The sequence below is a fragment of the Methylobacterium sp. C33D genome, from assembly GCF_053345825.1.
Genome location: NZ_JBKFAV010000252.1, coordinates 1 through 281, shown reverse-complemented (window position 1 = coordinate 281; position 281 = coordinate 1). Strand labels below are relative to the sequence as shown.

Annotated in this window: 1 protein-coding gene; it reads right to left on the bottom strand. The window is 73.0% G+C overall.

Annotated elements, in window-relative coordinates; translation table 11 throughout:
- Positions 1 to 281 (bottom strand): diguanylate cyclase domain-containing protein (locus ACLBXO_RS32260; RefSeq protein WP_447687974.1); only part of this gene is annotated, 281 nt, incomplete at both ends.

Genomic DNA, 281 nt, shown 5'->3' with positions numbered 1-281 from the left:
AGCACCGCCCGGATGCGGTGGGCCACCGCCCGGAGCAGGAAGTCCCCGGCCGCGTGGCCGAGGCTGTCGTTGACGGCCTTGAAGCGGTCGAGGTCGAGGCACAGCACCGCGCAGGTGCCGCCGTTCAGGTGCATGTCGGCGAGCCGGATCTCCAGCCGCTCGTAGAAGAGGGCGCGGTCCGGCAGGTCGGTGAGGCCGTCGTGGCGCGCCATGTGGGCGACCTGCCCCTCGGCCGCCTTGCGGGCGGTGATGTCGATCGGGGTGCCGATGAAGCGCAGCGC